Source organism: Variovorax sp. F042, assembly GCF_057814215.1.
Genome location: NZ_JBVASX010000002.1, coordinates 65,931 through 82,587, shown reverse-complemented (window position 1 = coordinate 82,587; position 16,657 = coordinate 65,931). Strand labels below are relative to the sequence as shown.

Annotated in this window: 24 protein-coding genes and 1 pseudogene; 14 read left to right on the top strand and 11 right to left on the bottom strand. The window is 59.8% G+C overall.

Annotated features, from left to right (window positions below; translation table 11 throughout):
• Positions 1-85: 85 nt before the first annotated feature.
• The 3 genes from ACZYSP_RS08820 to ACZYSP_RS08810 all read left to right on the top strand — a co-directional run bounded on the left by ACZYSP_RS08820 (position 86) and on the right by ACZYSP_RS08810 (position 1,837).
• Positions 86-562, top strand: coding sequence for a hypothetical protein (locus ACZYSP_RS08820; RefSeq protein WP_489013825.1), 477 nt, complete (start codon positions 86-88; stop codon positions 560-562).
• Positions 559-1,122, top strand: a complete 564-nt coding sequence (locus ACZYSP_RS08815; protein WP_489013823.1) for a hypothetical protein — start codon at positions 559-561, stop codon at positions 1,120-1,122. The genes ACZYSP_RS08820 and ACZYSP_RS08815 overlap by 4 nt, the downstream gene beginning before the upstream one ends.
• Before the next feature lie 382 nt (positions 1,123-1,504).
• Positions 1,505-1,837 (top strand): hypothetical protein, encoded by a 333-nt coding sequence (locus ACZYSP_RS08810; RefSeq protein WP_489013821.1) that lies wholly within the window; start codon positions 1,505-1,507, stop codon positions 1,835-1,837.
• A 91-nt stretch (positions 1,838-1,928) separates the two neighbouring features.
• Here ACZYSP_RS08810 and ACZYSP_RS08805 read toward each other — a convergent pair whose 3' ends face one another.
• Together ACZYSP_RS08805 and ACZYSP_RS08800 are read right to left on the bottom strand one after the other, a co-directional pair.
• Positions 1,929-2,306 (bottom strand): hypothetical protein, encoded by a 378-nt coding sequence (locus ACZYSP_RS08805; RefSeq protein WP_489013819.1) that lies wholly within the window; start codon positions 2,304-2,306, stop codon positions 1,929-1,931.
• A gap of 127 nt (positions 2,307-2,433) precedes the next feature.
• The gene (locus tag ACZYSP_RS08800; RefSeq protein WP_489013817.1) at positions 2,434-3,408 is read right to left on the bottom strand and encodes a BstA C-terminal domain-containing protein; all 975 of its coding nucleotides are present in this window, start codon (positions 3,406-3,408) and stop codon (positions 2,434-2,436) included.
• A gap of 367 nt (positions 3,409-3,775) precedes the next feature.
• On the opposite strand from ACZYSP_RS08800, the gene ACZYSP_RS08795 reads away from it, so the two are divergent.
• Both ACZYSP_RS08795 and ACZYSP_RS08790 read left to right on the top strand, forming a co-directional pair.
• Complete coding sequence (locus ACZYSP_RS08795) at positions 3,776-4,552, top strand: hypothetical protein (RefSeq protein WP_489013815.1); 777 nt, start codon at positions 3,776-3,778, stop codon at positions 4,550-4,552.
• Positions 4,553-4,615: 63 nt separating this feature from the next.
• Positions 4,616-5,035, top strand: coding sequence for a hypothetical protein (locus ACZYSP_RS08790; RefSeq protein WP_489013813.1), 420 nt, complete (start codon positions 4,616-4,618; stop codon positions 5,033-5,035).
• 265 nt (positions 5,036-5,300) lie between these two features.
• Here ACZYSP_RS08790 and ACZYSP_RS08785 read toward each other — a convergent pair whose 3' ends face one another.
• The 5 genes and pseudogenes from ACZYSP_RS08785 to ACZYSP_RS08765 form a co-directional block, all read right to left on the bottom strand.
• Positions 5,301-5,663, bottom strand: a complete 363-nt coding sequence (locus ACZYSP_RS08785) for a hypothetical protein (protein WP_489014536.1) — start codon at positions 5,661-5,663, stop codon at positions 5,301-5,303.
• Positions 5,664-5,778: 115 nt separating this feature from the next.
• A pseudogene (locus ACZYSP_RS08780) lies at positions 5,779-5,961 on the bottom strand (helix-turn-helix domain-containing protein); the annotation flags it as partial.
• A gap of 85 nt (positions 5,962-6,046) precedes the next feature.
• Positions 6,047-6,553 carry a hypothetical protein gene (locus ACZYSP_RS08775; protein WP_489013811.1) on the bottom strand — a complete coding sequence of 169 codons (507 nt, stop codon included), beginning with the start codon at positions 6,551-6,553 and terminating at the stop codon, positions 6,047-6,049.
• Between the two features lie 228 nt (positions 6,554-6,781).
• On the bottom strand, positions 6,782-7,201 hold the full coding sequence (locus ACZYSP_RS08770; protein WP_489013809.1) for a helix-turn-helix domain-containing protein: 420 nt from the start codon (positions 7,199-7,201) through the stop codon (positions 6,782-6,784).
• A gap of 9 nt (positions 7,202-7,210) precedes the next feature.
• Complete coding sequence (locus ACZYSP_RS08765; protein WP_489013807.1) at positions 7,211-7,522, bottom strand: helix-turn-helix domain-containing protein; 312 nt, start codon at positions 7,520-7,522, stop codon at positions 7,211-7,213.
• 137 nt (positions 7,523-7,659) lie between these two features.
• Here ACZYSP_RS08765 and ACZYSP_RS08760 point away from each other — a divergent pair, with 137 nt between their 5' ends.
• Entirely contained in the window at positions 7,660-7,878 is a 219-nt protein-coding gene (locus tag ACZYSP_RS08760; RefSeq protein WP_489013805.1) for a Cro/CI family transcriptional regulator, read from the top strand.
• Positions 7,879-7,890: 12 nt separating this feature from the next.
• On the opposite strand, the gene ACZYSP_RS08755 is transcribed toward ACZYSP_RS08760, so the two are convergent.
• Positions 7,891-8,121 carry a hypothetical protein gene (locus tag ACZYSP_RS08755; RefSeq protein WP_489013803.1) on the bottom strand — a complete coding sequence of 77 codons (231 nt, stop codon included), beginning with the start codon at positions 8,119-8,121 and terminating at the stop codon, positions 7,891-7,893.
• A 123-nt stretch (positions 8,122-8,244) separates the two neighbouring features.
• Here ACZYSP_RS08755 and ACZYSP_RS08750 point away from each other — a divergent pair, with 123 nt between their 5' ends.
• From ACZYSP_RS08750 to ACZYSP_RS08730, 5 genes are all read left to right on the top strand, one after another.
• Complete coding sequence (locus ACZYSP_RS08750; RefSeq protein ID WP_143062545.1) at positions 8,245-8,544, top strand: helix-turn-helix domain-containing protein; 300 nt, start codon at positions 8,245-8,247, stop codon at positions 8,542-8,544.
• Positions 8,545-8,669: 125 nt separating this feature from the next.
• On the top strand, positions 8,670-9,572 hold the full coding sequence (locus tag ACZYSP_RS08745) for a hypothetical protein (RefSeq protein WP_489013800.1): 903 nt from the start codon (positions 8,670-8,672) through the stop codon (positions 9,570-9,572).
• Complete coding sequence (locus ACZYSP_RS08740) at positions 9,569-11,401, top strand: toprim domain-containing protein (RefSeq protein ID WP_489013798.1); 1,833 nt, start codon at positions 9,569-9,571, stop codon at positions 11,399-11,401. Before ACZYSP_RS08745 ends, ACZYSP_RS08740 begins: the two co-directional genes overlap by 4 nt.
• Positions 11,388-11,642, top strand: coding sequence for a hypothetical protein (locus tag ACZYSP_RS08735; protein ID WP_489013796.1), 255 nt, complete (start codon positions 11,388-11,390; stop codon positions 11,640-11,642). Before ACZYSP_RS08740 ends, ACZYSP_RS08735 begins: the two co-directional genes overlap by 14 nt.
• The gene (locus tag ACZYSP_RS08730; protein WP_489013794.1) at positions 11,639-12,181 is read left to right on the top strand and encodes a hypothetical protein; all 543 of its coding nucleotides are present in this window, start codon (positions 11,639-11,641) and stop codon (positions 12,179-12,181) included. The genes ACZYSP_RS08735 and ACZYSP_RS08730 overlap by 4 nt, the downstream gene beginning before the upstream one ends.
• A 171-nt stretch (positions 12,182-12,352) precedes the next feature.
• Here ACZYSP_RS08730 and ACZYSP_RS08725 read toward each other — a convergent pair whose 3' ends face one another.
• From ACZYSP_RS08725 to ACZYSP_RS08715, 3 genes are all read right to left on the bottom strand, one after another.
• Positions 12,353-12,601: a hypothetical protein gene (locus ACZYSP_RS08725; protein ID WP_489013792.1), complete on the bottom strand. Its 249-nt coding sequence runs from the start codon at positions 12,599-12,601 to the stop codon at positions 12,353-12,355.
• A 142-nt stretch (positions 12,602-12,743) separates the two neighbouring features.
• Entirely contained in the window at positions 12,744-12,950 is a 207-nt protein-coding gene (locus tag ACZYSP_RS08720; protein WP_489013790.1) for a YegP family protein, read from the bottom strand.
• A 207-nt stretch (positions 12,951-13,157) separates the two neighbouring features.
• On the bottom strand, positions 13,158-13,643 hold the full coding sequence (locus tag ACZYSP_RS08715) for a hypothetical protein (protein ID WP_489013788.1): 486 nt from the start codon (positions 13,641-13,643) through the stop codon (positions 13,158-13,160).
• Between the two features lie 513 nt (positions 13,644-14,156).
• Between ACZYSP_RS08715 and ACZYSP_RS08710 the strand changes: the two genes are divergently transcribed.
• The 3 genes from ACZYSP_RS08710 to ACZYSP_RS08700 all read left to right on the top strand — a co-directional run bounded on the left by ACZYSP_RS08710 (position 14,157) and on the right by ACZYSP_RS08700 (position 16,656).
• Positions 14,157-14,477 (top strand): HNH endonuclease, encoded by a 321-nt coding sequence (locus ACZYSP_RS08710; protein WP_489013786.1) that lies wholly within the window; start codon positions 14,157-14,159, stop codon positions 14,475-14,477.
• A gap of 148 nt (positions 14,478-14,625) precedes the next feature.
• Complete coding sequence (locus ACZYSP_RS08705) at positions 14,626-14,904, top strand: hypothetical protein (RefSeq protein ID WP_093073486.1); 279 nt, start codon at positions 14,626-14,628, stop codon at positions 14,902-14,904.
• Between the two features lie 3 nt (positions 14,905-14,907).
• Complete coding sequence (locus tag ACZYSP_RS08700; protein ID WP_093073488.1) at positions 14,908-16,656, top strand: terminase large subunit; 1,749 nt, start codon at positions 14,908-14,910, stop codon at positions 16,654-16,656.
• Position 16,657 lies beyond the last annotated feature (1 nt).

Sequence of the window (16,657 nt, the reverse complement as noted above, 5' to 3'; positions counted from 1 at the left end):
TTCAAGCCCCGCTGCAGCTCTTAGCCCATTCATTTCGAGTGTGACGCTGCCAAATTGAAGCACTGAACATTGACTGGATAACGTAATGAATCGCAAGGCCGTGCCTGCAGAAGTACAAGCCAAGCTGCTGGCCGAAAGCAGACGTAGGTGCGCGGTTTGCTATGCGATGAAGGGCGACTTGGAGGAGAAGCGCGGACAGATAGCGCATCTTGACCAGGAGCCAAGCAACAACAAGCCAGAGAATCTTATTTTTCTTTGCTTTGACCACCACGATATCTACGACTCCACAACTCGTCAGTCGAAGAATTTCACACACACTGAGCTGGTGACTTACCGTGAACAGTTGATAGCTGAACTGGAGCGCCGCTGGACTAGCGGCGAGTATGTTTCCTCGCCAAAGCCTGCGAGCATTTCTCTAGTGCTCAATGTCCAAAACTCTGGCGGGGCGGGGGGCGCAGGCGGCTTATTTGGCGGAGGCGGCGGTGGTGGTGGTGCCCCAGGTGGTGACGGAGGTGCCGGTGGGCGCGCGAGCAACTTCGGTGACCGCCCCGAAAGCGCATGAGCTATTCGCTCACCGTCTCCGTTGACGGGTCGCGAGAGATATCCTGTTCTATAGACATAGTCTTTGGCCGAACACTGGCCCTTCTTGGACTGCTGTTGCCGCAGCATTTGTCGGAAAGACCGCAGGACACAGCAATCGCAATGGGCTGCGTACTGCGCACCATTGAGTTCGCTTTGCAGAGCAGCCCTTCTTCGCATTCGAAGTGGATGGCGCTGCAACTCTCTCAGATGGTGGAGCCGGTGGTTGTAGATCTCGTCAGCCTTGATGAGGTCGTCAAAACATCTCTCGACGAGTCTGGCGGCGTAGGCGGCACGGGTGGTTGGCCTGCTGGCGGTGGCGGCGGCGGCGGAAGCGGTCCGCGAGGAAGCTCCGGTGGGGCAGGGGCTGATGGTGCATTGATGATCATGATGTACGACGCGAACGACCAACTCGTAGATATCGATTGCTTCGTACTCCAGGGCGAGTCCAACTGGGTCTGTCCTGCCGGAGTTGCTTCAGTCCTTGTATCCGCATTCGGAGGAGGCGGCGGAGGCGGTGGCGTGCGTGGTTGGCGAATTTGATCGCCCAGCAGCTGCAGCCCTCCTGAATCTCGGGCAGCACAGCTACCATCTGTACTATCTTCGCGACGGCTAGTTCAGACGGCGATTGCGACAGCAGTGCAGACGGTGCTGTCAAGCATGCCGGTTCGATGCCGGCCCCGGGCTGGTTGCCAAGAATCAAATTTGTCTGACATGGCCGAGGCCTAGGTAGTCCTACATTCCTGACGCCACGGCGCTCAACCGTGGCGCTTTGCTGTAACTCTCAGCCCGGCCAAGCGCCGGGCTCTTTTTTTGTGGCAAGTAGGTGGCGATCGGCTCGTTACCTTGGCCTCTTGAAAACTTTGTGGACGGCGTCTAAATTAAGCGTCGTTGAGGTTTTGGTCAACCGAAAAGGAGGCTTGAAATGACCATGAACTTGTTGCGGCAGATAGCGACTTCTCGCTTGCCCATCTCGTTCTATCGGACTGAAGACATCGACCAGGTCCGAATCCTTCGGGCTGCAGGACTGGTGGTCGCGCTGGTCCCAGCGCCATCTGAACCGCTCATCCTGTCAGGGGGCAGCTCAGCCGCACAGGTACTCTCGGTTACCCAGAAGGGGCGAGAAGTGCTCGCGGAGTTCAACTATCCGGAAGCCCGAGCACCGCTATGGCGCAAGCGGATGCCGCGGTTCATCACCAGGCACCGGGATTCCTCGAAATCATCGGCCGAGCAGTCCTCGTCGGCTCGAATGCAGTAGCCGAAACAGGGCCCGCTCAGTGCGGGCTCTGTTGGCTTGCGGTTTGATGATCAGCGAAGATCGCACTCGTGGGTGAGTGCGCCTTCTTCGGCTAGTCCTCAGCGAAGATCTCGCCAAATCCCTGGAAGACCCAACCATCATTGCTGCGCGCATAGACGGCCGTGAATTCGTTGTTGACGCCACGAGACCAAAAGTGCAGGCCAAGCCGTCCGCGATACAGGATGATCTGCGCCAGATCGGCGTTGATCTCCCCGAGTGCATCGACCATCTCGTCGATATGCGGGAGTACGGCCTCCAGCGTTGGCATGACCTCGCGTTCAAGCTCTGCTTGATCGACGGCATACACCTGAACCGTCACCTCGTTGGCCGTTCCACGGAAGAGATCGGAGTTGAACTCCACGCGGCCCTCGGAGTCGGGCTGGTCATCAGCCTGATGGAAGCCTTGATGTCGAAGTTCGGCGAGGTACATGTGGTAGCGATGTGTTGATGCTGCAGGCTGTAGAGCGTAGCCCTACGTCGAGAAGATGTGCCGGCTTGATTCCGGTCCGGGAATGAAAAAGCCGCCTCTAGGGCGGCTTCGACAAAGTGGGGTGACGTTATGGCGCCGCGAGCGCGGGTTTTTGCACCGCTGCCAAGATCGACTGGCCGCTATTCGGCAGGAACACGCCTTGGTTGACCTTGCTCTTGATGTACTTCGGTAACGACTCCTGTGCGTACTCTTGGTACATCCACATCTTGAAGTCACCCATCGCCTGCACAGGATAAATCCATGCCGCGACAGGGTTGGCTGCGGCTTGCGGGAACCATGACGGATAGCTGTGCGGATGCTTCATGCGTGGGCCATGAATTGATTCGAGGCCAGCTTCGTTCCAGTGCTTGGACCAAGCCAGCCCGACGCTGATGTCTGGCACCGTGTGGTTGTCGATTGGGCAGCCGCCGCGAATCAGATGCACTACTAGGTCTGCCATCTCGCGGAAAATGGAAAAGTAGCCGAGCGGCACCTGGTCGTTCATCATCACCCGCTCGGCGAAGGTGCGCCAGGATTCCGGGATGTGCTTGTCTGGGTCGTATCCGCAGCCTTGGTAAATGAATGTCCGGAACGACGACCGTGCGAGCAGGCGGAAATTCTTGAGTGCTACTTCCGAGGCTGCCTGCTTCGCGTCAAACGCGTAATACTCGAGCACAGCCATGCACACGGCATCCGTAATTGCCAATGTCTCCCCATAGACCCCATTGGTTCGAAGGAACAAGGCATCGGACTTGTAGCCCTGCGCGTTGAGCAACTCTTGAACACGCACGCCTCGCGGTTTGGTTTTTTCCTCCGACCAGTTTGAAATTAGTCGCTGAAGTACTGAGTGGTCCACGCCACAAAATCGCGCGAGTCCACGGAGATGCAGGTATGGCGTACCGTCGCTGAGGACGCCCATAACAACACCGTCGCGTTCGACTTCGGCGATGGGAAACAGAGCCAACTGAGGCTGGTGCTCAGAAGGGAGGTAAATCGAGCTAACTAGTTGATTTGAAACGGTTTTTGCTGGTGCTCGACCGGCTGGTTTCTTCTGCAAAGTCATAGGGTAAACCTTCGACAACTTCGCGCCTTCGGTATTACTTTGGCTGTTGACGGTGTCGTCAATAGTTTCGTATACTCCAGATCGCGCTAAATAAAACGTGAATCCCACTTAGTCTTGGCGGACGGGGTTTCACACGAAGCAAAAATTGCCGACCTTGGGGTCGGTATTTTTTTGCCCGCTCATCTTATACTGAAGTTCTATACAGCGGTTTAGCACTCCCTTGCTGAGAGTGCTAATATTTATGACCGCCTAGTCATTAGGCTAATTCGCCGCTGCCAGGTTGGTTCTGAACGTGGTAAACTCCTGGGGGAATCACGACCGAAAAGCCCGTGTTCAAGCTTTCCGAGGATCCGCGCTAGAAAAGCGCATGCCTGAACCTCGCGGCCGTCGCCACCCTCTGTTCCTCCGGCTGACCAAGCCGATCGATCCTGTCTACCCGGATGCTGTGACGCCTGTCGCCTGGGACGATGAGGAGTTCTACGAGAACGTGAGGGGCGTGGTCTACATCGTCACTCGGCAGTGCGCTCGGATGCGAGCCTGGGCGCAGCAGCTACGCAAGCTGCACGGAGCCGACGAGACCTACAGGACGGAGGAGGGGCTCAGCCGGCTCAGCGGTGCGCCATTGCGGGAAACGAAACTCCGTGGGCTTGGAACCAGCCTCGATCTGTATGCAGAACATGGCGGTGAAGTCCTCGCTGCGAGGTCTGCGGTGCGTGCATACGTGGCCACCGATCTGCTGGCGGTCGTGACTGATCGCGGCGGCGGTGGCGCTGTTGGCTTCGTCTCGTTCGGCCTGAAGTGGATCGCCGATGCCTTCGATGGCATGGATGACGAGGTCGAGTTGGAGGTTGAGCTTGACCAGGCCTGGATGGCTCCTGCGTTCCGGCGGCGCGGCTGGGGTGAGTTAGCAGCGACCGCCATCGCTTGCGCCACCAAGCGACACGTTGATCAGGTGGAGGCCACGACTCACTGGCCCGCCGGCTTCGTCGCTCCGCTCAAGATCACGGTCTGCGCCGACCTCTACAGCACGAGCGGCGAGGCGCTGCTGGCCAAGTGTGCTGACTACGTTGCGCTTGCGTTGGGGATCAGCTCGGAGCTGCAGCGGGTGCAGGTATCGAAGATCGTGCTGGATGGGCGGTGGTAGGTAGCGATAGCGGCTGAGAGAGCTGCCGATATAGTGACGTCGAATCACTTTTCAGGCGCCACCATGGATCTCTCTGTCTCGACTCTCGTCATCAGTTCAGTCCTCGCCATCGTTGGCATATCTATCTCGATCGCAGCACTGGATGAAGCAAAGCGTGCCTGGTTGTTTGGCTTTTGGAAGCGCTGGACGGGAAGGGCGTTCATCGTCGTGATGATCGTGAACTCTGTCCTTGGTATCACTCAGTTCTGGTGGCTCAAGGCAGCACCCGGAAGGGGCGAGATCCTTATGCTCGTGGTACACGCGTTTAACCTGTGCTCGGCAGTCTTCATCATCTTCATGTCGGAACTGGAGAAGGCTCTTGAAGTTCGAAACGCCAAGCGAGTTGCGCTCGAAGAGACGATCAAACGGCTCGAACTGAAGATCGAGGCCCTGACTTCGTTCAAAGCGATGCCAGCGACCGTCGACAGCAGTAAGCGGCTATAGGGCGAGGGGCTAACCTTGGAAGGTGCGAACTCCGGCAGGCAAGACATCCTCCTCGCCTCGCTTCGCGCGACGGTTTTGCTCGTGACGGAAGGCGCGCTCCTCAAGCTTCATCTGGATCTGAGTGTCCGGAGCGCCACGAAGCATCCGGCAGACTTTGCAAGAGCAGGACTTCGGGGTTTGCTTTGATGGCATCGCGGCGATTATCGGGGCGGTAGCGCCCATAAAGAAAGCCGCCTCGAGGGCGGCTTTCTTGATCGACTCACATCTATTTTCCGGCTATTGCTTTGGCGACTCTTTTGGCTGCAGGCCGATGAGGATCGGGCAAGGCGAGCTTGGTGGCGCCGAAGTACATTTTCGCGTCGCGATCAAGCAGATCCTTACTCCTCTTCTTGAACCCTGGGTCCGCGAAAAGCTCCTGTAAGTCTTCTACCATCCTGATCAAATTGACTGTCGGCATCGCGATAGTGACTACATGACGTGGAAAGTCCGATTCATCGTCATCACTGACGCCCAAGGTGAACTTGCTTACGTATGGGCCTACCTGAACTTCCGCTGGCTGGTCCGCGTAAATGATCGGCGGCTCGCTCTTGGGTAACGGTGTGGACGACTGCGACTTCTTGTTGCTCATTGAGGTCTTCCAGTTCTAAGGAGTAGGGGGCCGCGCACTGCTCGGCTTCGCCGAGCCGCTCGCTTTCGTACGCGAGTTGAGAATATGAAATGAACTTCACTGAGAGCGCGCAATCTAGTGCCTTGGCTACGTTGACCAAGGTTTCAAGACTGTGGGATCCGTAGCTAGGGTCTTCCAGTCGAGACACCGCAGATTGATGGGTGCATAGCATGTCAGCGAACTCGCGTTGCGTAAGGCCTCGAAGCTCTCGGTTTAGCTTGATCTGCCATGCAACACCCTGCTCAATCGCAGCCTCCATATAGGCTTCTCGATATTCTCGGTCGCGCCATTTTGGCCGCCTCACGAGGGCGTTCTGGACTGGGGACTTTTGGTACTGTTTGACCTCAACTGCGATTGCAGTTTGCCCCACAGATGTTGCAAAAATCTTCGAATGGAATGGTAGTGCCTTCGAAGTCCTTGTCGCAGTGGGTTCTGTGATTCTGCGCCAAGTTTTCGTAGTCTTCGGGGTAGTAGACATCGTCTTTCTCAAAGCCTTCCAGGGTCATTGCAAACGATTGGTGGCCGTCGAAAAAATGCCCAAAAATCCTCAATTGTGTTGAGGAAACTTCCTTGAATCGTATCACATATGTGTGATCGCCAATCTTGCTTGCTGGGCTGGGCTTCGACCATTTCTGCTTGGGAAGGAAGCGCACCTGGTCCAATGCGCGGTCCAAATTTGCCCTTGTCTTGACAGACCAATGAGACGAATCGATCCATTCCGAGATCACGCCCTTCCCTCGGTCGAGTCGCTCGTGAAAATTCCATTGACTCGAAGAAGTCCACCGCTCCGGAGTCGGGTGGATAGATTTCTCCTTGCTATCTTTGGCATGCTTCCTCTTACGTTTGTCCATCTGCGCCTGCGTGCCTCCATTGCGCAATCATAGGCAAGCGGTTACAAGAGCTTTCTAGTCGTAAACCAGCATCACTGTCTTTGATCTCAGCAACTTGCTTGCTGTGCCAGTCTGCTGCTGCAGTAGCCAATGTCGTGGCCCTTAAGCGAGGTGACTGTCCAGCGCACGCTCGGCGTGCCCCTACGCCCTCTAAAGCACGCTTCGCGCCGCTGGGCTTGAGGTGCTCCACTACTTCGTGGGCACAGGGAAAAACCGCTCGATGTCCGCGATGGTCTGCTCGATGAGCGCCGTGTCTTTCGGGTGCTCGATCAGATCGACCAGCAGGTTCGCCAAATTCTTTCGAAGAGTCGGCCGCTGCTGAGCGGCGATCTCGGCCAAGTACTCCACCAGCGCCCGTACTGACGGCTCGGCATCGGCACCTACGAGCTTGAGCGAGGCGCGTTCGGTCCTGGGGCCCTTGCCCGTCTCCAGCCACTCAGGCGAGACACGTAGCGCTTTTGCGATGGACACGAGCTCCCGCGGGCGCTGCCTCAGCCCGGACTCGATGTTCCCGATGGCGCTCTGGGTGACGCCGGCTTCGTCCGCCAGTTGGACCTGACTCCAACCAATCGCGCACCTGGATTCTTTGATGCGACTGCCGATGGTCATGGGGAGTTGCTACCGCTTCTGGATCGCGCTCTTGAGCCCGCGAGCCATGGCCAGCATCGCCAGTTGGTGCTCCGGGCCTAGCGAGCGGTAGATCTGCACGAGTTCAGCCTCTTCTGGACCGGTCACCGCCTGGGCTGGAACCGATGACGTGCTGACCGCCATTTCCCCGTCTCCCTCCGCGAGCCATTCGGAGCTGATGCCCAGGACGCGGGCGGCCTTGACGTGGTTCTCGACGCTCAGCGTCTTGCTGGTGCCCAGCATCACCTTGCTGATCGCTGCTGCGGAGATTCCAAGTGCTGCCGCAAGAGCGCTAGGTGACATCTTTCGCTCGGATAGAGCCAGACGGAGGCGGTCGCTGTAGGTGGGGGTATTAACCATGGTTGATATTGTGCCCGAGCGCCGGACAGTTGTGGAAATAATTGTTGAAAGCAAAAATGACTCATGGTTAAATGACGGCCATGAAGAAGCAACTCGCCATCGAACTCTTGGGCGGCACTGTGTCTGCAGCGGCGAAGACCCTCGGGGTGTCATACGCAGCGGTCCACAAGTGGCCTGAAGAGCTGCCCCGTCGCATCTCCGATCGTGTCGAGGGCGCGTATGCCCGCCGGAAGCGCCAGATCGCTGCATCGGTGGCAGCGGCCGAGGCTGCGCTGGCTGCAAGCCTCGCAGAGGAATAACGTGGGCGCTCATCACTTCACCCTTCGCGGGCTGGACGAACGGGTCAAATCGACCTGCTGCGCTGCAAATCGCACCTCGACATCTCCGTCTAGCCACCGTATGACCAGTCTGCTGGTGCGCAGCATCACGCGCGCCGGTGCTCGGCCCGTGGGATCCGCGTTGGTGCTCAGCGTTGTCCGCGTGCTGTTGTGGATGAAGTCCGGGTCGTTGGTGGCGGCTGACATGGCTTGGGGTGTGTTCATGGGTAGGCAGTCTCGGTACACGCACCTGGAAGCGCCAGCAAGACGGGCTGCAGGTTCTTGCACCGGCCGCAACCGGATGCACGGTGCTGGAACCTGGTGCATGTCGCTGCAGGGAGCTGGAACGTGACCGTCGAGCCTCCCGAAGATCGTGCCCGCAAGATCGTGTCGAGCATCCTCAAGGCGACCCAGCGCGACGCCTCCCAGACCGCTATTGCCGCGGCGATGGGCGTGAGCGAATCCACTGTCTCGAGGCTGCTCAGCGATCACCTGGACAAGCTGGCTCTGGTGATGGCACATGCCGGCCTGCGCGTAGTCGGCCAGGACATGCGGTGCTTCCCACCCGACTACGTCGATGCGCTGCTGCTGATGGCCAAGCAGCATCTGAGCGCCGTGCAGACCGTTCGCACTTTGGAGTGGGACTGATGCGCGCGCCGATCAATCGCGTGATCTACGTCGCGCACTTTCTCTACTACCTGCGCATCCATCGCTCCTGGTCGAGCGCGCTGTGGTGCATGGCCCATGAGGGCAGAGCTTGGAGATCACAGTAAATGGCCCGCGCACGCAATATCAAACCAGGTTTCTTCCGCAACGCGGACTTGGTTGAGCTTCCCTACGAGGCCCGTTTGCTGTTCATCGGGCTGTGGACGATCGCCGATCGCAAAGGGCGCCTTGAAGACCGGCCGAAGCAGATCAAGATGGAGCTATTCCCCGCAGACAACATGGACTGCGATGCGCTCTTGGATCAACTCGCGAAGATCGGCGTGGTGGCACGCTATCAGCACGGCGATGCGCGATACCTGCAGGTGGTGAATTTCGAGAAGCACCAGAACCCGCACAAGGACGAGAAGGCAAGTAGCGTTCCTGGACCGTGCGACGACGATGCCGAAACCGTCAATGCACAAGGTTTGCATGGTGCAAGCACGGTGCCCGCACCATGCACAGGTGGCGGCGACACCGTGGCAATCGGGCTGATTCCTGATTCCCGATCCCTGATTCCTGATTCCGGAAATACCCCCCTTACCCCCCAAGGGGGGAGGCGGCTGCGCAAGTCCTCGACTGCAGGCATCGAAAGCCTGCCGGGATTCGCGGGGTTTTACGCAGCTTATCCCCGCAAGATCGGTAGGGAGGCCGCGTTGAAGGCCTGGATCAAGCTGGCGCCGGACGAAGCACTGCAGGCCACGATCCTAGGTGCTTTGGCAGCACAGAAGCCGCACCTCGACAGGCGGGAGAAGGGGCGGTACATCCCCCACGCCGCGACCTGGCTCAACCAAGCCCGATGGGAGGATGAAATTCCGGGCGAAAAGCCTGCACCGGTCGATTCGGATGGCCGTGTGTGGTGGGAAGTCGCGGGGTTCACGCACATCGCGGAAGCGCAAAACGAACGCTGCCACCTCGGCAACTACCGCGAGTTCCGGGACGGCAAGCGCGTGCCGCAGGAGGCGACCGCTTGAACGCCGCCGAGGTGAAGCAGATGCTGGCCAGCCAAGCCGCCGAGATCGCGCGATTGCTGCTGCCGCAGGGCAGGGCGAAGGGGGGCGAGTGGAAGGCCGGCAACACCAATGGCGAGCCTGGCGACAGCCTTTCGGTGTGCATCCGCGGGCACAAGGCAGGCGTGTGGTCCGACTTCGCAAGCGGCCAAGCGGGCGACCTGATCGACCTGTGGATGGCGTGCCGCAACCAGTCGATGGCCGAGGCGATGAAGGACATCAAGCGCCACTTCGGCATCCGCGACGACTTCCCGCGTCCGCCTGAGCGGACCTTCCGTCGGCCCGAGAGCCCGCGCGCACCAGCAGCGAAAGCTCGTGCCGCCGAGTGGCTGATCGGACGCGGGCTGACCGAGGAAACGATCCGCGCGTTCAAGGTCGCCGAGCAGGTGCAACACGGCAAGACCTACGCCGTCTTCCCGTTCATCGATGAGTACGGCGAACTCATCAACATCAAGTACCGCAATCCCGATGAAAAGAGGGACATGCGGCAGGAAAAGGACGCGGCGCCGTGCCTCTTCGGCTGGCACCTGATCGACCCGAAGGCGCGCACGGTCACGATCACCGAGGGCGAGATTGACGCCATGACGTTGCACCAGATGCGCGTGCCGGCGCTGTCGGTGAACCAGGGGGCCGGCAATCACCAGTGGATCGAACACGACTGGGAAAAACTCGAGCGCTTCGACGACATCCTGATCTGCTTCGACAACGACGAGGCCGGCGACAAGGGCGCGGCCGAGGTCATCAACCGCCTTGGCGTGGAGCGCTGCCGCCGTGTGCGACTGGGCGCGAAAGATGCGAACCAGTGGCTGCAGGACGGCGCGGAGGCCGTCGATTTTCAGCAGGCGATGGAAGATGCGCGGCCCCTCGACCCCGACGAACTGCGCAACGCCAACGACTACACCGCGGCGGTGGAGGCGCTGTTCTATCCGCCGCCAGGAACCCCGCTGGATCCGGCGCTGTACATCGACAAGGAGCTCGACTGGTTCCGCTTCCGGCTGGCCGAGTACACCTGCTGGACCGGCATCAACGGGCATGGCAAGAGCTTGATGCTCGATCAGATCCTGCTCGGGCTGATGTTGCAGGGCGAGCGCGTGGTGATCTTCTCTGGCGAGATGGGCGCAGCCCGCCACCTGAAGCGCCTGCACAAGCAGGCTAGCGGGTTGGATCGCCCGAGCCGGGAATACATCCGCGCCATCGGCGCCTGGTTCCGCGAGCGCTTGTGGCTCTTCGACCTGGTGGGCGTGGCGAAGCTGGATCGCTTGCTCGAAGTGTTCGCCTATGCCGCGCGCCGGTATGGCGTGCGCCACTTCGTCATCGACAGCCTGATGATGATCGACGTTCCCCAGGACGGTCCCGGCGCGATCACCAAGCAGAACGAGGCCGTGCAGAAACTCGTGTCGTTCAAGAAGACGCACAACGTCCACGTCCATCTGGTGGCGCATCCGCGCAAGCTGCGCGACGAAACCGAGGCGCCCGGAAAGATGGAAGTCGCCGGGGCAGGGGGCATCGTCAACGGTGCTGACAACGTGTTCTCGATCTGGCGCGCCCAGAAGGATGAAGCACCCGCCAACCCAAACGACCCCGAAGCGCTGGCTAAGTGGAAAGAGGAACAGGAAGGCATCGACGCCAAGTTGATCCTCAAGAAGCAGCGCGAGGACGGAGTACAGGACTACACGCTGCGCCTGTGGTTCGACAAGCCAACCCAGCAATACCGCACCAGCCCGAGGCGCTACCCGCTGCGCTTCGTGGAGTTCTCAATCCAAGACCAGGAGATGCCCCATGAGCATGCGTGAGTTCGAGCAGTACCTCAAAGCTTCAGATTTCTTCGCCGACACGATGAACGCGCATCGAGCGGCCACAGCCGAGGTGATCGCAGGTTTCGCCGGACTGCTCAAAAAACGAGGCCAGCTCACCGACACCGAGATGAAGGAGTTGCTGCGCCGCATGGAGGACGCGACAGGACGACCGTCGATTGACAGCAGCAGGCGCAACCTGGCGGCACGGATCGGCGATAGCTTGAAAGGCCGTGCATGAACGTGATCGAGCGCTACGCCAGCGCAGTTCGTTCGACGAACTTGGAGATCAATGAGCGCACGACCCGCTCGGACTCGGATGTGCTGGGAGCGATGGGGCTCGCTGCCCGTGAGTTCCCCTTGGCCGTGGCGCTGCAGCGGCTGTTCCTGGGTGACAGCACCGCGGCGCGTGAGCTGGTCGAGATCCTGGCCGACGACGCATGGCGGCAGGCTAGGGCGATGAATGTGAAGCTCAACCGCGTGCAGGCCTATGACTTGGCGCAGGGCTGCGTCGCCTGGCACCGCAATCCGACCTGCGACAACTGCGGCGGTCACGGTGCGACGGTCATTCCGGGCAGCACCACACTGGGCGTGAAGTGCAAGCCCTGCAAGGGCACCGGACGTACATCGCTGAGCAAGGTCTTCAAGGAGCAAGCTGAGATCGCTGACTGGCTCGTGGCTCACATGGAGAAGCACCAGGCGATGGCAGGGCCTGAGGCGATGAAGCAGATTGCGGGCTATCTGGATCTGAAGATCGCTGCAGCCAAGGCTGCAAAGTAAAAACAATTTACACGGCTGCCGTTTCCGCTTTAAAATGGCGTGGCCTGTACAAATCCCGGGTGAGCCGGGAACAATAAGAGCAGCTCAACCCTTGATGGCGGAGCTTTCTCTTCAGGTTGATGACCCGCCCTGCGAAAGCCCGGCGGGTTTTCTGTTTCGGGCTCTGGTTCTTCAGCGTTTTCGCAAGAGCTCAGCTCGGCCCAATGGCGTTATTCGCTTCACGATGGCGAACTCCCTCTGCTCATAGGTCTGCGGGGACTTAGGGGGCGACGTGATCGTGGCTTCTATCAGCCCGGCAGCCTCGAGCACCGCAACGCAATTGATCTCGTTCTGGTCTTCGACGCGCAGAGGGAAGTCAGCGTTTTCGATTCTGCGCAGGTAGTCGAGTGGCATAAGGCCCTTGTAGTGATCGGCTGCCATTTTTCTTCATGGTCGCAATACTGCGGCCGCATTTTCGCGGTATGGCTCAGCCTGGTCGGACAGCGGCTCTTCAAGTGCCGTCCAAAAAAAGACCCACCTAGCGAAAGCCGGGCCGGTTTTCTTTTCACTGAAGGGTGAATTTCTAGGGCCGATTTCTCTTGTAGTTGTCGTCCCCGATCGTGACTGCGCCCGGGCATTCCTTTTTCAGGAGCGCGATTCCGTGCTCGCAGTCTTGAAGATTTACGTAGCCTTCGCCGCTGTCCGCGATGGTTTTGCTATTGGATGCAACAAATCTCCATCGCCATTGCGATGCCACGTCTTTGTAGACGTAAAAGTAAGGGACGCTCATGGACTCTCCTCACGATATTGTTTTGACGATTGACGAGACAACGTTCGCAGTTTTGCCAAACGGAGATTGCGAAATCTTGCGCGCGGACCGGCCCGCCTTCAGCTGTCCTGCCAGCGACATCTTAGGATTTGCGGCGATGCACCAGTCGAGAGTGCAAACCCCACGTTCAGACAACGAAAAGGGTGCTAGCTGACATCGGCGTTGACTCTATGGAATCCAAGTGGTGTCGTCACCCATGGCATTGAAGATTGCGATGGATATGTGATCACCTCTCCACATGCAAGTCAGCCCATAGGTCATGTTCAGCCAATCGAGTCTTGCGCGTCCTTCCACACTGTAAGCAACAACAATCATCCAGCGATTTGAACCTGCGGGGGCTAGCGTCCGTAGTTTGGTGATGTCACTCATGATCGCGGCATCCATACTCGGCTTGCCTGCATACGTACCTGCGTGGTGGGCGCTTTCGACTTTGAGCTCTACCCAGTACTGTTCTCCTTCATGTCCATAGACAAGATCACAGGTCTTTCGTGAGCCAGGGTAGGGCAGTTCCCGACCCATGACATTGAAGTGGGCCAGGATTTGAAGGGCCATGTCCGACTGGGCAGAGACCTCGTATTGCGCGCCCGTAGAAATAAACGAGGCTATGCGAGCGGCAAGTGGGGTGAGCGCATTGAGAAGTTCGGCTGGTGTCATAGCAAGATTGATAGTCGCGATTCGGCTTTTTCAGTTCGCCGAAGGCTGAGGTGACTGCCGGCGGGAGGACCGGACTCTTGTAATGCTGTGGGGCACGAATACTTCGGCGGTCGAATTGCCCTCAGCGGACCGAACCATCTGACTAGCGTTCGCGATCCGCAATTTCGCGTTTAACGCGGCGGACTGCTTCTTTGTGCGACTCGTTGCTGGTGTCGGAGACGCCTCCGCGAGTGACTTTCGTTGCCCCCCCAGACGTGGTTATCGTGACCGTCTGGCCGTCTCCTCCCTTCACCCGGGTGGTCTGAGGCGCAGCGAATGCCTGTGACACAGTCAGTGCGATTGCCGCCAGGACGACGGCATTGCGCCGGATATTCGGTTTCATTCTTTCCTCCAGTAGTTGGCGCTAGTGATCGTGACCGGTTGAGCTATCTCGGGTATCCCATAAACATGGGTTTCTTGACCGTCCGAGGCGTCTCAAGGACGGAGGGCTGTGTCCAACGGAGGACGAACCTCATGGCACTCGCAACCCTGAAGCCCAGACTCAGTGCGTCCAGCCTGACCCGCACTCCTGTGCTGCAGACCAAGGCCGGCACGGTGGAGCGGCAGCGCGGTAGAGCATGGATGGCAACCCGGGAGCGCGTGGCCCAGCGTCACGGCTACCGCTGCGCCAAGTGCGGCGCTGTCTGGGTATCGAGTCGGGACCACATCGACCACATCGTCGAGTTGGCCGATGGCGGGACGAACGACGACAGCAACCTGCAGCCCCTATGCGATGTCCCATGCCACAAGGCCAAGACAGACGCAGAGGCGAGAGCAAGGGCAAGAGGCTACTGAGGTCGAGATCGTGCAGCCAAGGCCCGCCTGATGCGGCGCAGGGGCGGCGACGAGGGGGAGGGGGCGTCGAAAGCCTGCCGACCCGATGTGCCGGAAACCACCAGGTTCCTCACGCGCAAAACACGCCCCGGAATCAAAGGAAAATCAAATGGCAGGTGTCAAAGGACGCAGCGGTGGTGCCCGTCCGGGCGCCGGCCGCAAGCCGAAAACCGTGGACCCGGCAACCACCGAAGACTCGAAAGAGTTCCTGACGATGGCCATGCAGGGGCTTTTGGACCCGAGCCCGGCTCAGTTGAAGGCCGCAATCGCGCTGCTGGGCGTCCAGCATGCCAAGAAGACTGAAGCGCCCAAGCCGGCGGTGCCTGAGCGCCCCGCTGGCGGCAAGTACGCGGTGCGGCAGGGCCCGCGCCTGGTCGCGAGCAAGTAACTCGTGGAGTGGTCCACCGCCTGCGTCGATTGGGAGCGCAGGATCGTGGCGCGCGAGAGCCTCATCTCCTCGCCGCCGCTCTTCAAGGCGCAAGCGGATGAGGCGTGGGATGTTTTCGGCGGCCTGGTCCTGGTGGATGTGGCTGGTCAGCCGACCATGCGCGAGGCCTGCCTGCCCTGGGTGAAGGATTGGGTACGCGCGATCTTCGGATCCTATGACGCCGACCAAGGGCGCCGGCTGATCAACGAGTTCTTCTTCATGGTCAGCAAGAAGAACATGAAATCGACCGCTGCGGCCGGGATCATGCTGACGGCGCTGGTGTTGAACTGGCGACCTTCGGCGGAACTGCTGATCCTGTCGCCGACCAAGGAGATTGCGGACAACAGCTACAAGCCGATCCGCGACATGATCAAGGCGGACGACGACCTGGCGGCCATGCTGAAGGTGCAGGACTACTTCCGCACCATCACCCACCGTGACAACGCGGCGACGCTGAAGGTGGTGGCCGCAGACAGTGACACGGTTTCGGGGAAGAAGGCCTCGTTCGTCTTCGTTGACGAACTGCACGAGTTCGGCAAGCAGGCCAAGGCCTCGAACATGCTGCTGGAGGCCACGGGTGGCCTGACATCGCGGCCCGATGGGTTCGTGATCTACGCCACCACGCAGTCGGCCGAGCCGCCGGCCGGCGTGTTCAAGGACAAACTGAGCTACGCGCGCAAGGTGCGCGATGGGCTCATCAAGGATCCGCGGTTCCTGCCCGTGATCTACGAGTTCCCGCAGTCCATGCTGGATGCGGGAGCGCACAAGGATCTGGCGAATGCCTATGTGACGAACCCGAACTGGGGCGCGTCGGTGGACATCGCGCGTATCACGCAGCTGCACAGCCAGGCGCTGGAGGGCGGCGAGAAGGACTTCAAGGAGTTCCTGGCCAAGCACCTGAACGTCGAGATCGGCATGAATCTGCGGTCCGACCGTTGGGCGGGTGCCGATTTCTGGGTGCCACGAGCCGAGGTTCCTGGTCTGACCCTCGAGCAACTGCTCGACGAGTGCGAAGTGGTGGACATGGGAATCGACGGCGGTGGTCTGGACGACTTGCTCGGCGCCGCGGTGGCCGGCCGGCGCAGGAAGGCTGAAGAGTTCCTCATCCCGGAGCACTTCGACGAAGAAACGAAAGCCGTTGTCCCAGCGAAGACTGTTCTGCGCAAGCGTTGGCTCTTGTGGACCCGCGCGTGGGCACATCCCTCGGTACTCGAACGGCGCAAGGAGATTGCCCCGCGCCTGCAGGACTTCGCCAAGGACGGCGACCTGATCCTGGTGAGCGCGATCGGTGAAGACGTGGCGGGAGCGGCTGATGTCGCCGCTCAGTGCGAGGCATCGGGTCTGCTGGACAAGATCGGCTGCGACCCGGCGGGGCTGGGCGGCATCCTGGATGCCCTTGTGGAGGCCGAGGTGCCTGAAGAGAAGGTGATTGGCATCAGCCAGGGCTGGAAGATGACCGGCGCGATCAAGACGACCGAACGAAAACTCGCCGAGGGCGCGCTGATCCATGGCGGTCAGCCCCTGATGGCTTGGTCGGTCGGCAACGCGAAGGTCGAGCCGAAGGGCAACGCCATCGTGATCACGAAGCAGGCCTCCGGCACCGCAAAGATCGACCCGCTGATGGCCACGTTCAACGCAGTGACGCTTCTGTCGCTCAACCCCGAGGCGCGAGGTAACTCAGTCTACGAAACCCGGGGCATCCGCTTCCTGTAAG

What these genes read in the sequence shown, in the direction of transcription:
- ACZYSP_RS08720 (WP_489013790.1), bottom strand. Translation starts at nt 12,950, where the DNA reads ATGAGCGTCCCTTACTTTTACGTCTACAAAGACGTGGCATCGCAATGG.
- ACZYSP_RS08760 (WP_489013805.1), top strand. Translation starts at nt 7,660, where the DNA reads ATGAAGAAGCAACTCGCCATCGAACTCTTGGGCGGCACTGTGTCTGCA.
- ACZYSP_RS08810 (WP_489013821.1), top strand. Translation starts at nt 1,505, where the DNA reads ATGACCATGAACTTGTTGCGGCAGATAGCGACTTCTCGCTTGCCCATC.
- ACZYSP_RS08745 (WP_489013800.1), top strand. Translation starts at nt 8,670, where the DNA reads ATGGCCCGCGCACGCAATATCAAACCAGGTTTCTTCCGCAACGCGGAC.
- ACZYSP_RS08820 (WP_489013825.1), top strand. Translation starts at nt 86, where the DNA reads ATGAATCGCAAGGCCGTGCCTGCAGAAGTACAAGCCAAGCTGCTGGCC.
- ACZYSP_RS08815 (WP_489013823.1), top strand. Translation starts at nt 559, where the DNA reads ATGAGCTATTCGCTCACCGTCTCCGTTGACGGGTCGCGAGAGATATCC.
- ACZYSP_RS08785 (WP_489014536.1), bottom strand. Translation starts at nt 5,663, where the DNA reads ATGAGCAACAAGAAGTCGCAGTCGTCCACACCGTTACCCAAGAGCGAG.
- ACZYSP_RS08770 (WP_489013809.1), bottom strand. Translation starts at nt 7,201, where the DNA reads ATGACCATCGGCAGTCGCATCAAAGAATCCAGGTGCGCGATTGGTTGG.
- ACZYSP_RS08795 (WP_489013815.1), top strand. Translation starts at nt 3,776, where the DNA reads ATGCCTGAACCTCGCGGCCGTCGCCACCCTCTGTTCCTCCGGCTGACC.
- ACZYSP_RS08710 (WP_489013786.1), top strand. Translation starts at nt 14,157, where the DNA reads ATGGCACTCGCAACCCTGAAGCCCAGACTCAGTGCGTCCAGCCTGACC.
- ACZYSP_RS08730 (WP_489013794.1), top strand. Translation starts at nt 11,639, where the DNA reads ATGAACGTGATCGAGCGCTACGCCAGCGCAGTTCGTTCGACGAACTTG.
- ACZYSP_RS08755 (WP_489013803.1), bottom strand. Translation starts at nt 8,121, where the DNA reads ATGAACACACCCCAAGCCATGTCAGCCGCCACCAACGACCCGGACTTC.
- ACZYSP_RS08765 (WP_489013807.1), bottom strand. Translation starts at nt 7,522, where the DNA reads ATGTCACCTAGCGCTCTTGCGGCAGCACTTGGAATCTCCGCAGCAGCG.
- ACZYSP_RS08735 (WP_489013796.1), top strand. Translation starts at nt 11,388, where the DNA reads ATGAGCATGCGTGAGTTCGAGCAGTACCTCAAAGCTTCAGATTTCTTC.
- ACZYSP_RS08715 (WP_489013788.1), bottom strand. Translation starts at nt 13,643, where the DNA reads ATGACACCAGCCGAACTTCTCAATGCGCTCACCCCACTTGCCGCTCGC.
- ACZYSP_RS08775 (WP_489013811.1), bottom strand. Translation starts at nt 6,553, where the DNA reads ATGGACAAACGTAAGAGGAAGCATGCCAAAGATAGCAAGGAGAAATCT.
- ACZYSP_RS08805 (WP_489013819.1), bottom strand. Translation starts at nt 2,306, where the DNA reads ATGTACCTCGCCGAACTTCGACATCAAGGCTTCCATCAGGCTGATGAC.
- ACZYSP_RS08705 (WP_093073486.1), top strand. Translation starts at nt 14,626, where the DNA reads ATGGCAGGTGTCAAAGGACGCAGCGGTGGTGCCCGTCCGGGCGCCGGC.
- ACZYSP_RS08800 (WP_489013817.1), bottom strand. Translation starts at nt 3,408, where the DNA reads ATGACTTTGCAGAAGAAACCAGCCGGTCGAGCACCAGCAAAAACCGTT.
- ACZYSP_RS08725 (WP_489013792.1), bottom strand. Translation starts at nt 12,601, where the DNA reads ATGGCAGCCGATCACTACAAGGGCCTTATGCCACTCGACTACCTGCGC.
- ACZYSP_RS08790 (WP_489013813.1), top strand. Translation starts at nt 4,616, where the DNA reads ATGGATCTCTCTGTCTCGACTCTCGTCATCAGTTCAGTCCTCGCCATC.